Origin of the sequence: Bacteroides fragilis NCTC 9343, from assembly GCF_000025985.1 — a bacterium.
Classification (GTDB): Bacteria; Bacteroidota; Bacteroidia; order Bacteroidales; family Bacteroidaceae; genus Bacteroides; species Bacteroides fragilis.
Window position 1 is genome coordinate 3,143,408 of record NC_003228.3, and the last position, 13,057, is coordinate 3,156,464.

Below are 13,057 nucleotides of genomic sequence, written 5' to 3' on the forward strand. Positions count from 1 at the left end.
CGCTATTCCTGGGAATAGTTATGCTCTGTGCCCTCCGCAGTATCTTTTTATGGTCAGCCGGCTTAGTACACCACTGTTGCAATCACCTGTATAAACAGGATCAGGAATACCATTGCAATCGGATATACCGTAGCATAAGCTACACTCGGGATATTGCTGTCTACCATCGAGTCGGCAGCCGCAAGTCCCGGCGTACTGGTCATACCGCCGGTAATGGTACCCAGCAAATCGAGCAAGCTGATCTTAAACACCAGACGTCCGACGAACACAGCAATCAGCATCGGTACTAAAGTAATGGCGGCACCTACTCCGAACAGCAGCAGACCGCTCTCCTGGAAAGTAGCGACCAGATTCTTACCTGCCGACGTACCTACCTCGGCAAGGAAAAGCAACAGTCCCAACTGACGAAGCAATTGGTTGGCAGGTCCGGACATAGACCAAAGGATAGGCCCGGTCTTGCCTATCGCGCTCAGCAGCAAAGCCACCATCAGCACACCACCTGTCAATCCCGGTGAAAAGGATAATCCGCCCGGGAACGAGATATTGAGTTTGCCGAACAGAACTCCCAGCACAATACCCATAGCAATGGGGAAGAAATCCGTGTCGGAAAGCTTCTTGGCATTATTACCCAGCAGACGGGCTACTCCCTTGATACCTTCTTTCTCACCAACGACCATCAGTTTATCGCCAAACTTCAATGCCAGGTCGGGTGACGGAGAGAGGTCGATACCGCTTCGACGGACACGTGTCACGGTACAACCGAAATTCTTCATCAGGTTCAGGTCGCCCAACTGCTTATTGATCATATCTTTCTTGGTCAACAGCAATGATTCGATTTCTTGCGTGTTTTCCAACGGAAGTTCACCTTCTTCACGTTCACCTACCAGCACGGCAAGTTGTGTCAGAGCTTCTTCGCTACCCACTGCCTGAATGTAGTCCCCTTCATGGAGCACCGTATGGGCTGTCGGAATGGATATCTCTTCCTGATGCTTCAGGCGTGAGATAACGGCTCCTGTCATGGCACGTGCATTGATCTGCATCAGGCTACGGCCGAATACACTCGGATTCGTGATACGATAAATGCAGGTTCCCAGTTCCGGAAACTGTCCGCGACGCTCTATCTCAAGACGACGGGCCTCTTTGTCAAGGTCGATACGCATTATCTTCGGCAGCAACTTCACAAACAGGATGACACCAATCACGCCAAACGGATAGGCAATACCATAAGCGATAGAAGCCAACGGAGAGTTGGTGCTGTCGATGGCAACGGCCAAACCCGGTGTACTGGTCAGCGCTCCGGCTACCAGCCCCACCACACTCGGTGTATCGATGCCAAACGCATACTTTAACCCGACAGCAGTCAGACAGGCAGAACTGATGATAAGCATGGTAATAATGATCAGCGTCTTCCCCTTACTGCGGAAAGAATCGAAGAATCCCGGCCCCGCCTGGATACCGATGGTAAAGATAAAAAGTACCAATCCGAAATTCCCCAGTTCCTTGGGAATAATCACACCGAAATGCCCGAAAAGAAGGGCAATGAAGATAACCGCCGACACGTCGAGCGATAGCCCCTTAATCTTGATTCTTCCCAACATGAAGCCCAACGCAACAATAAGGAAGAGAGAGAAATAAGAGGAGTGCAATAAATCAGTAAACATAAATAAAAAGGTTAATTTTAGTTGTTATGTGCGCAAAGGTACGTAAAAAACTGTTTTCGACTATAGCAAAAGAAGAAGTTATTTTCTTCGCCAAACCCTAAAGCCTTCACATAAGGAAAGCGGAACGGATATTTTACAATCAAAAAGACAGAAATTAAAAGATTCTGCTAACGCACCCTCTATTTAAAAACGGTCATATAGGGTAACCGGAAGACTTAGCAGCCAACTTCACCCCTTCCAGAAGTCCTGAAAACGGGGTTCTGTTTTTCACTTTTACAGAAAAACAATAAGGATAGACAAAAAAGGGAGTAACCATCCGGCCAGTATGCCGTAACCATACTTACCGGATGAAGTAATCATCCGGTCAAAATGGTATAACCTAACCGGAAAAAGGCTTTGAAAAAGACTGTTTTACTCTACTTCGTCCACGCTTCCGAACGGCGACCAAGTGTCAGAAAGCAACGATATAGGTAATAAGAGATCCATATTTCACATATTACAACCGAATCAGCGACAGATAGCAGTTCATGCGGCACATTAAGTATCCGAACACAAAATCGCCAACGGCATTTCCCGGTGTTTTTCCGAACAACTCCCAACGAGGGATACAAATACGGGATTCTACAAGATTTTAAATATCAATTTGACAAATTGCTCTTTTCTTCGAAAATATACTTTAAGAAATACAATCCTCCCCTTCGCAACATGCTCCTTTATACTCAAATTCTAAAGTGGCATGAGTGATCCCGACATGTTCCAGTTCATGCTTAACCTCGCGCTTTACCTCTTCCATACGGCGGAGATCGCCTATCACGATATGGGCAGTCAATGCTGTTTCGGTAGTGCTCAATGCCCAGATATGCAGATGGTGATAACTCTCCACACCGGGTTGCTCCAGGATAACCCGCCCGATCTTTTCACTATCTATTCCCATCGGGACTCCGTCGAGCGAAAGGCGGAGGCTGTCGTGCAGTAAGCTCCAGGTTGAGATGACAATGATGACGGCAATCACCAGGCCGATGATCGGATCGACAAGTGTCCAACCGGTGTACATGATGATAATACCCGAAATGACCACTCCCACCGATACCAACGTATCGGCAGCCATATGCAGATAAGCTCCTTTCACGTTGAGGTCTTTTTCCTTATCTTTCATAAAAAGCCAGGCTGTAACGGCATTGATAACCACTCCCACACCTGCCGTCCAGGCAATGGCAGCACCTTCAACCGGAACGGGATGGAACAACTTCTCTATACTCTCGGTGATGATAATGCCGACGGCAACCAGAAGAATAACAGCATTGAGCAGAGATACCAGTACCGTACTCTTTTTATAACCGTATGTATAACGACTGTTGGGATGCACCTTTGCCAACCGGAAAGCAAGCATGGCAAGCACAAGGCTTGCCACATCGCCCAAGTTGTGCCCGGCATCGGAAAGCAACCCCAAAGAATCATAATAGAAACCGATGCCGAACTCAACGAGGACAAACAAAATATTCAGCGTAATGCCAATTATAAAAGATTTATTGAGCGACGTCAGTTCGTGGACGTGCTCGTGATGATGTTCGTGAGAATGTGCCATGCTCGATTAAGATATTTATCTATTCTAAAAACAGACAAACCGGCAGATTAGTTCAATGAAATATCATGCATAAAAGGTATCAAGCCATCCGTTTCTTCAACGGCCGGCGACTGCAGCAAAACCAGAGACTTCAGTTCTTCAAGTTCGGCCGTACAGACACAGAAATAGACATTCTGGGCCGGCAATTTCAGAAAGATCTTCCGGTTGGCATTCATTTTCCTGTTCGACCTCTCACAGTAAGGTCCGTTAATCGATACAATATAATTGCGTAGACACTCAAATCCGGCTTCGGACAGACGAAAGAAAAGGTTGCCAAATTCCAGATGATACACTTTACAATGGGCACAGTAAGTAATCATTCCATTGCGGGTTCTGCTGATTAGTTCCATCATAACTTTAACGTTTTGGTGATGGCACAAAAGTACGCAGATCACCAAGTGAAGGCAATACCTACTAATATCTAATTATCAGACAACCGATAGCCACATATGGGGAGACAAGTCTGCCGTACGATCATAGTATGAAGAAATCTCAATGTTCAGAAACGGTCGGATACCCCATCAACCTTACTGCAGTCATCACCAAAACTCCCGCTACGACCATCCGCAATACTACTCCTAGGTCTTACAAGAGATATTATTGTCTTCAAAAACTGAATTGTTTTCGGACAATAGCATAACACTTGGATCACTTTTCAGAAAAGCCATAACTATCACATGCTATTTCAATTCTTTGCCACATATATGATAACAATATACAAAATGAATAGCTAAGTAAAGTTGTTTTTCCTTGCTTGTATATACCATATTTTTACAGATCATGGCACAGGCCACTCTTTCGTTCCCTATTCGCCAGCACATCTACTTATTAATAGGTACTGAGTTCAGTCTTTTTCATTCTGTTTAGGTATTGTAACACCTTTTTAGTCCACCTACCTTTGCAAACAATTACAAAGTAAGAAGGGCAATCCTATTAATTAACATTTATATTTTTAACAATGAAAAAGAAATTATTTACACCGAGCACACTTCTCCTTTTGGGAATGTTATCTCTTTTTAGCGCATGTAATAACGATGATGACGGTACGAATAAGGCTCAGGAGATAGCTGGAAAATACGAAGGCTACTCAATAGGTAATTGTGCCATGTTCACAGACTATGTAATGGGTGAAAAATCAGTAGCAACGATTGTTCCCAATGAAGATGGCACTATAAATGTAACCTATGATTCCGGATCCGGTGAGTTTAAATTGAATAATATTAAAGTTACTTCCAAAACATTCGAAGGATCGGGACAGGTAGAACTCTCCATGAACGATAAACCTGCAGGTGCTAAAGATTTTACACTCACAGGAAGCATAGATGAACAGCAAAAACTAACCCTTAAAGTGAATGTACCAAGTGTGATGGGAGGGCTTACTATTGAATTTATACAAGGGACATTGCCTATATCATATCACGTTTCGGGTACTTACAACAAAGAAGCCAATTTATCAGTCAGTGTCGGATCGACTACATATCCGGATATCACAGATTGTAAAGTCAGCATAAAACGTTCATCGGATGATACTGTAGAGCTTACTCTTAAAGGACTATCTAACTTGAACAGTTCTCAAACAGGCAGAGCTATGAATTTAGGAGACTTCACAGTAACTGATGTTAAAGTTACCAGCACTGACAATAGTATTTTCAAGATTGAAGGAAGCATTAATACTACTGATACCAACAACACCCCAATTACCGGAACTCTTTCAGGTACAGTGAGCAATAGTGAAACTAATATTACTTTCACTTTTAAACCCGGTGCCATGCCAATTGATATTACCGCAATGTTTAAAGGAAAGAAATAAAAAAGCATGAGAAAGGCGATTTTGTTTTGTTTAGCCATTACTCTGCTGGGAACGATGCTTATATCGTTCTCAGCTTGTAATGGGATATTGAGCAGCCTATATGATGAACCGGAAACCGCAAAGGATTTCGGCTTCATTACGATAGATCATGCCAATCATAGCGGTACGGTACGGGTGGATGCTACCCAATATACAAAATGGAACTACATCAATCTGCACACCCTGCAGATTGACTCGGCCAAAGTTACCGCAGAAGGTGCGGATGATCCGGACACATGGGACCTTGCCATTCATCGATACGATGTAAAGACTAATGGCGGTGAGGTGCTTGAAACCGATTATCAAAGCCTGAGTGCACTGAAAAACGCAGGCAGCATGCCTCAAGGTATCTTTGTCGCCGACGAATGGACCACAAATAAAATAGCTGTCGACGTTTCACACATGATGGAGGATAACGGTTATCTGATTTATGCTCCGTCTGACTTCAATCCGGAACTTTCAAAATGGCTCAACGTCGATACCAGTGAAATGCCTCCCATTTACACTCCGTCCAACAAAGTCTATCTGCTCAGGATGAAAGACGACACAATGGCTGCCATCCGCCTGGTGAGTTACATGAATGCTGCGGGCATAAAGGGATACATGACTTTTGACTACATCTACCCATACGAACCATAATGCTTTGATAAAGACAAATAAAAATAAATATGCAAAGACTACTAAAATCGGCATATTGCTTCTTCGCAGCCCTCTTGTTGACGACAGCAGCTGCCGCACAACATAAAATATCCGGCAGGGTGATCGATACCACCCAGGAACCTCTGGTGGGTGCCACCATCACCCTGAAAGAAAAACCGTCTGTCGGCACCACCACCGATACGGAAGGACGCTACACCCTGACACTGCCGGACCAGAAAGAATATACCGTACAGGTCTCTTTTGTGGGATATGTGACCGCTACAAAAAAAACAACAGCTGCCCGTCAAGGTCGTCTCGATTTCATTCTGAAAGAAGATCAGATGAATCTGAGTACCGTAGTTATCACCGGAACACGTACTCCGAAACTACTGAAAGACGCTCCGATCATCACCCGGGTAATCACAGCCGGCGATCTGAAGAAAGTGGACGCAACCCATATCGGACAATTGCTTCAGGTAGAGCTACCGGGTATCGAGTTCTCTTATTCAATGGATCAGCAGGTAAAGCTCAACATGCAGGGATTTGGCGGTAATGCCGTCCTCTTTCTGGTAGATGGCGAACGTCTGGCCGGAGAAACACTGGATAACATAGACTACAACCGCCTCAACCTGGACAATGTAGAACGAGTGGAAATAGTGAAAGGCGCGGCCTCTACGCTGTATGGTTCAAGTGCCATCGGGGGGGTAATCAATATCATTACCAAAGCTTCGGACGATCCGTGGAATCTGAACCTCAATACTCGTTTCGGAGTACATAATGATCAGCGGCATGGGGGTACGGTAGGATTCAATGCCGGCAAGTTCTACAGCCAGACCAACGTACAATATACCAACATAGACTCCATTCACGTAAAACAGGGGGATTATACGACCATCAACGGCAATAAAACCTGGAACGTGAAGGAACGCCTGATGTTCACCCCGAACGAGCAATTGCGACTGACGGCACGTGCTGGCTATTATTTCCGTGAACGGGATGCCTCCTCGGAAACCAAGAACCGTTATCGCGGATTCAGTGGCGGGCTGAAAGGAAACTACGACTTCAACACGAAAAGTAACCTGGAACTGGCCTACACATTCGACCAGTACGACAAAAGTGACTATCTGGTATCATATAAGAATGATATCCGCGACTATAGTAATGTGCAACACAGTGTACGCGCGCTTTACAATTATACGTTCAACGATAAGAACACGCTCACCGTCGGAGGAGACTATCTACGAGATTATCTGATGTCGTATCAGTTCAAAGAAAACGCCGATTATACCATGCATTCCGCCGATGCTTTCGGACAGTTCGACTGGAATCCCACGGAACACTTCAACGTGATTGCCGGATTGAGGTTCGACTACTTCTCCGAATCGAACGTGCGCCATTTCTCACCGCATCTGGGATTGATGTACAAGATAGGAAACTGCTCGCTGAGGGGCTCTTATGCGCAGGGGTTCCGTTCGCCCACCTTGAAAGAGATGCACATGAACTTCTATATGGCAAACACCATGATGATTTATGGTAACCCGGATCTGGAGCCGGAAACCAGTCACAACTTCTCGCTCTCCGGAGAATATACCAAAAACCGTTATAATTTTACGCTGACAGGATATTATAACCTGGTGCACGACCGCATCGAGTATACCTCTTTCAGAGATACCGACGGAATGATCGCACAAAAATATATCAATACCCCACGGGTAGACATTGCCGGAATCGATGCCAATGCCTCTGCCAAATATCCTTGCGGTATAGGTGCACGTATCTCGTATACGTACATCCACGAGTTCATGCGTGACGGACAGACCAAACTCAGCTCTACCCGCCCCCATTCGGCTACGGTACGGTTGGAGTATGGCAAGACATGGGATCATTATGACTTCAATCTGTCACTCGACGGACGGGCCTTGTCACAGGTGAAAACCAATCAATATACTTCCAATGATCCGAATGCGGGAACGGAAAAGGTAACTTATCCGGGATATACCATGTGGAACCTGACGCTCACACAAAGAGTATGGAAAGGGATCAATGTGAATATGGCCGTCAATAACCTGTTCAACTACCGACCTGACTATTATTATGCCAATTCACCCTATACGACGGGAACCAACTTCTCCGTAGGGCTGTCGCTGGACATTGACCAAATGTTCAGAAAATAGCGGAAAAGGCTAAGCCAGCAGATATCTCCGATCGTCCGGCCGGCATTTAGTAAGAACGAAATAAACCAAAGAACAAAAAACAATATGAAAAAGAAACAAATCATCACCACTTGTTGTGTGGCTGCGGCAATACTCGTCGGGGTATTCGTCTGGCAAGCCTACTTCAGTGCCACGAAGATTGCCTTTGTCAATTTCCAGACCATCAACCTGGGAAATATTTCGAAGGCGAACGACAATTCATTTGTCAAACTAAGGGAGGTCTCTACCGATCACCTGGACGAACTGACGGGCTATGATATGGTGTTCGTCAACGGTATGGGATTGCGCATCGTCGAAGAACAACGCCAACAGATACAACGGGCGGCCGACAAAGGTATACCGGTGTACACCTCCATGGCTACCAATCCCGCAAACAATATCTGCAATCTCGATTCGGTACAGATGAGTCAAATACGTCAATACCTGACTAATGCAGGAAAAGTAAATTACCGGAATCTGCTTTCGTATGTCCGCAAAGAGATTGATGGTAAGCTGATCTCCGCCCCCGTACCGGAAGCACCGGTAGAAAAGCCGACCGACATTCTTTACCATGCCGGAGTGAAGAACCCGGATGATGAAATGGAATTTCTCAACGTAACCGATTATGAAAAGTTCCTTCGTGAAAACGGACTCTATCATGAAGGTGCCCGCAAGGTTGTGATCACCGGGCAGATGGCGGATGCCACAGGACTAATCCTGGCACTCGAAAAAGCCGGACACAATGTATATCCGATCTCTTCTTTCACCCGTTTCATGGAGTTCGTCCGTGAAATACGACCGGACGCTGTTATCAATATGGCACACGGACGCATGGGCGACGATATGGTGGAATATCTGAAAGAACGCAATATCCCTCTCTTTGCACCACTCACAGTCAACAGCCTGGTAGAAGAGTGGGAAAACGATCCGATGGGTATGTCGGGAGGATTTCTTTCGCAAAGCGTAGTGACACCGGAAATTGACGGTGCCATCCGTCCGTTCGCCCTCTTTGCCCAATACAAGGACGATGAAGGACTGCAACACTCTTTCGCCGTTCCGGAACGGTTGGAGACATTTGTCAACACAGTGAACAATTATCTCACCTTGAAAACAAAACCCAACAGCGAAAAGCATATAGCCATCGTCTACTACAAAGGCCCCGGACAAAATGCCCTCACAGCAAGCGGAATGGAAGTAGGCCCGTCACTCTACAACCTGCTGCTGAGAATGAAGAAAGAAGGCTACCGGATAGAAAACCTTCCTGAGAGCGCCAAAGAGCTGGAAAAGATGATCCAGGCACAGGGAGCCGTATTCGGAATGTATGCAGAAGGCGCATTTGATGAATTTATGAAAACAGGGAATCCCGAACTGGTGACTAAAGAACAATACGAGAGCTGGGTAAAAGCATCGCTACGCCCCGGAAAATATGCTGAAGTGGTAGCCGCCAACGGTGAATTCCCCGGCCAATACATGACTACGCCGGACGGACGCCTGGGCATCGCACGATTGCAGTTTGGCAATGTGGTACTGATGCCGCAGATGGCAGCCGGTAGCGGAGACAACGCCTTTCAAGTGGTGCATGGAACCAACGCCGCACCTCCCCACACTTATATCGCTTCGTATCTTTGGTTGCAGCATGGTTTTAAGGCAGACGCAATGATCCACTTCGGTACGCACGGAAGCCTTGAGTTCACTCCACGAAAACAGGTAGCGTTGTGTAGCGATGACTGGCCCGACCGCCTTGTAGGAGCTCTTCCACACCTTTATATATATTCTATCGGCAACGTGGGGGAAGGCATGATAGCCAAACGACGTTCGTATGCTACCTTGCAATCTTACCTTACACCTCCTTTCCTCGAAAGCAGTGTACGGGGCATCTACCGTGACCTGATGGAGAAAATCAAGATTTACAATAACACCACAGGAGCGAAAGAAAAGCAGTCGCTTGCCGTAAAAGCACTCACCGTGAAACTGGGCATCCATCGTGAACTGGGGCTGGACAGCTTGCCGACCCGCCCATACAGCGAGGACGAAGTGGCACGTGTAGAGAACTTCGCTGAAGAACTGGCCACGGAAAAAATCACCGGGCAGCTTTATACCATGGGGGTTCCCTATGAACCGGAGCGTATCACCTCTTCCGTACTTGCCATGACAACCGAACCGATCGCTTACAGCCTCTTGGCACTCGACAAACAACGTGGCAAAGCAACAGCCGATGTAGAAAAGCATCGCTCTCTCTTCACCCAACGCTATCTGAATCCGGCCCGTGCCTTAGTAGAGAAACTGATAGCCAACCCTGCTTTGGCAACAGACGAACTGATCTGCCGCACTGCCAATGTCAATCCCGAAGAACTGGCAAAAGCACGAGAAATAGAGACCTCACGCAATGCTCCGAAAGGAATGATGGCGATGATGATGGCTGCCGCCGCCAAAAACAAGGCCGGGGACAAAACCGGCAAAACAGCCGATAAGATACCAGAAGCCATGAAGAAGAAAATGAAAGAAATGGGCGCACATATGGATTCATCCAAAGCCATGGAAATGGCAAAAAAAATGGGTGCCGATCCGGAAGCCCTGAAGAAAATGGAAGCAAAAATGAACGCCTCAAAGGGAGATAAGCCGGAAGCGGATAAAACCAAAGGCATGTCGGACATGATGGCCGCCATGGGGAAAAAAACGGCTCAAAAGGAATACAGCAAAGAAGAAATCAACTTTGCCCTTGCACTGACAGAGGTGGAACGCACCATCCGCAACGTAGGCAACTACCAAACGGAACTGACTGCCAGCCCAGAGAAAGAGCTTGCCAGCCTTCTCAATGCCCTCAATGGAGGATACACCGCACCTTCACCGGGTGGTGATCCGATTGCCAATCCCAACACCCTACCCACAGGACGCAACATGTATGCCATCAATGCAGAAGCCACTCCGTCAGAATCGGCTTGGGAAAAAGGAGTTGCACTTGCCAAGCAAACCATTGAAACTTACCAACGCCGCCATAATGACAGTATCCCGCGTAAGGTCAGTTACACGCTCTGGTCCGGCGAGTTTATTGAAACGGGAGGAGCTACCATCGCACAAGTATTGTATATGCTCGGTGTAGAGCCGGTTCGTGATGCATTCGGACGTGTCAGCGATCTGAAGCTGATTCCTTCTGCCGAATTAGGCCGCCCACGCATCGACGTAGTAGTACAGACATCGGGGCAACTACGCGACATTGCGGCCTCCCGCCTTTTTCTGATCAATCGTGCGGTAGAGATGGCTGCAGCTGCCAAAGACGACAAATATGAAAATCTGGTAGCGGCAAGCGTAGTAGAAGCCGAAAAGACACTGACCGAGAAAGGGGTAAGTCCGAAAGATGCCCGTGAAATGGCTGCATTCCGTGTGTTCGGCGGTGCCAACGGAATGTATGGTACGGGCATTCAGGAGATGGTTGAATCCGGTGACCGCTGGGAAGATGAATCAGAGATAGCTGCCACCTATCTTAATAACATGGGTGCTTACTATGGCAGTGAAAAGAACTGGGAAGCCTTCCGGAAATATGCCTTCGAAGCCGCACTGACCCGCACGGACGTAGTGGTTCAGCCTCGTCAAAGCAATACATGGGGCGCATTGAGCCTCGACCATGTCTACGAGTTTATGGGAGGTATGAACCTGGCCGTACGCAACGTGACCGGCAAAGATCCCGATGCTTACCTGAGCGATTATCGCAACCGTAACCACATGCGCATGCAAGAAGTCAAAGAGGCTGTCGGTGTAGAAAGCCGTACCACCATCCTCAACCCCGCTTACATCAAAGAGAAGATGAAAGGCGGCTCTTCCTCTGCTGCGGAATTTGCCGAGACAGTCACCAATACATATGGCTGGAACGTAATGAAACCTACCGCCATCGACAAAGAGCTTTGGGACAACATTTACAATGTATACGTAAAAGACGAATACAACCTGAACGTGAAAGAATTTTTCGAAACACAAAGTCCCGCAGCGCTTGAAGAAATGACTGCCATCATGCTCGAAAGTGCCCGTAAAGGTTTGTGGAAAGCAAGTGCCGAACAGGTTGCCGAACTGGCAAAACTGCATACGGAGACGGTAAATAAGTATCGTCCGTCGTGCTCGGGCTTTGTATGTGACAACGCCAAACTGCGCGAATACATCGCGTCCAAGTCAGACGCTCCGGCTGCCGCACAGTACAAAGAAAATATCTCTAAAATACGCGAAGCGAAAGTTTCGGGCGATGCCAAAGGAATGGTGATGAAGAAAGAAGAGATAAACCGGACACCGGAAGAGCAAAAGACAACCCTGAGCAACATTGCCGTGGGTGCAGCCGTTGTAGTGGTAATACTGGCACTCGTACTCTTTGTCCGTAAACGTCGTAAAACATCAGAATAATCAGAAGTATGGATACAGTCGTACTTGTATTAATGCTGTTAATAGCATTCAACTTTCTACTGAAACAGACTTTCTGGAAAACGGTTGCAGTCGGCATCATAGCCACTGTTGCCGCCCTGTTTGCAGGACTGATGTGGCCGTATGCCATCGAACAATCGAAAACACAGATTGCCGACTGGCTGGGTAACACAGCCCTGATGCTGGACACTTCCGTTTTGCTGACCATCGAAGTCAGCCTCCAGATGGCCTATGCCATGCTGGCGGTACATGTTGCCAGTGCCTATCCGGTAAAACCGCGTACACTGCTCACCTACCGCTTCCTGAGATGGTTTCCGGGACTGCTCATCTTTCCGGTACTATTCAGCGGGCTGGTCTATCTTATCTTTGCCTTCCCGGGGACACCATTCACCACCGTGGCATGGATGTATGCCGCTTGCGTGCTGATAGCCATTCCCGTAGGACGTTGGTTACTGCTTTACCTCCTTCCGGAGAAGGAGTTGCGGCTGGAACTCTTCTTCCTCACTAACGCATTGGTGGCCATTCTGGGAATTGTCGCTACCGTAAACGGACGGACCTCCGTAGCCGGAGTCAGTGAAGTAAATTGGGGAGCACTGGCCGGCGTCGGTGGAATAACCATCATCGGCAGTGCCATCGGACTCGTTTGGCGAAGGGTGAAGAAAAGAATCAATTAATCACAAAAATAATA

At 47.2% G+C, this 13,057-nt stretch carries 8 protein-coding genes; 5 read left to right on the top strand and 3 right to left on the bottom strand.

The annotated features are described in order from the left end of the window. Positions 1-62: 62 nt before the first annotated feature. The 3 genes from BF9343_RS12905 to BF9343_RS12915 all read right to left on the bottom strand — a co-directional run bounded on the left by BF9343_RS12905 (position 63) and on the right by BF9343_RS12915 (position 3,638). Positions 63-1,661, bottom strand: a complete 1,599-nt coding sequence (locus BF9343_RS12905) for an aspartate:alanine exchanger family transporter (protein ID WP_005803799.1) — start codon at positions 1,659-1,661, stop codon at positions 63-65. Positions 1,662-2,337: 676 nt separating this feature from the next. Continuing rightward, entirely contained in the window at positions 2,338-3,246 is a 909-nt protein-coding gene (locus tag BF9343_RS12910) for a cation diffusion facilitator family transporter (protein ID WP_010993104.1), read from the bottom strand. A gap of 47 nt (positions 3,247-3,293) precedes the next feature. Beyond that, the gene (locus BF9343_RS12915) at positions 3,294-3,638 is read right to left on the bottom strand and encodes a DUF6686 family protein (RefSeq protein ID WP_005788354.1); all 345 of its coding nucleotides are present in this window, start codon (positions 3,636-3,638) and stop codon (positions 3,294-3,296) included. A 605-nt stretch (positions 3,639-4,243) separates the two neighbouring features. Between BF9343_RS12915 and BF9343_RS12920 the strand changes: the two genes are divergently transcribed. The 5 genes from BF9343_RS12920 (at position 4,244) to BF9343_RS12940 (ending at position 13,043) form a co-directional block, all read left to right on the top strand. Next, the gene (locus tag BF9343_RS12920; RefSeq protein WP_005793335.1) at positions 4,244-5,095 is read left to right on the top strand and encodes a calycin-like domain-containing protein; all 852 of its coding nucleotides are present in this window, start codon (positions 4,244-4,246) and stop codon (positions 5,093-5,095) included. A gap of 6 nt (positions 5,096-5,101) precedes the next feature. After that, the gene (locus tag BF9343_RS12925; RefSeq protein ID WP_010993105.1) at positions 5,102-5,773 is read left to right on the top strand and encodes an HmuY family protein; all 672 of its coding nucleotides are present in this window, start codon (positions 5,102-5,104) and stop codon (positions 5,771-5,773) included. A 29-nt stretch (positions 5,774-5,802) separates the two neighbouring features. Beyond that, a complete protein-coding gene (locus BF9343_RS12930) occupies positions 5,803-7,947 on the top strand; it encodes a TonB-dependent receptor (protein WP_005815393.1) in 2,145 nt (714 codons plus the stop codon). An 84-nt stretch (positions 7,948-8,031) separates the two neighbouring features. Further along, positions 8,032-12,351 (top strand): cobaltochelatase subunit CobN, encoded by a 4,320-nt coding sequence (locus tag BF9343_RS12935; RefSeq protein ID WP_010993106.1) that lies wholly within the window; start codon positions 8,032-8,034, stop codon positions 12,349-12,351. An 8-nt stretch (positions 12,352-12,359) separates the two neighbouring features. Continuing rightward, positions 12,360-13,043: a hypothetical protein gene (locus tag BF9343_RS12940; RefSeq protein WP_005788365.1), complete on the top strand. Its 684-nt coding sequence runs from the start codon at positions 12,360-12,362 to the stop codon at positions 13,041-13,043. Positions 13,044-13,057 lie beyond the last annotated feature (14 nt).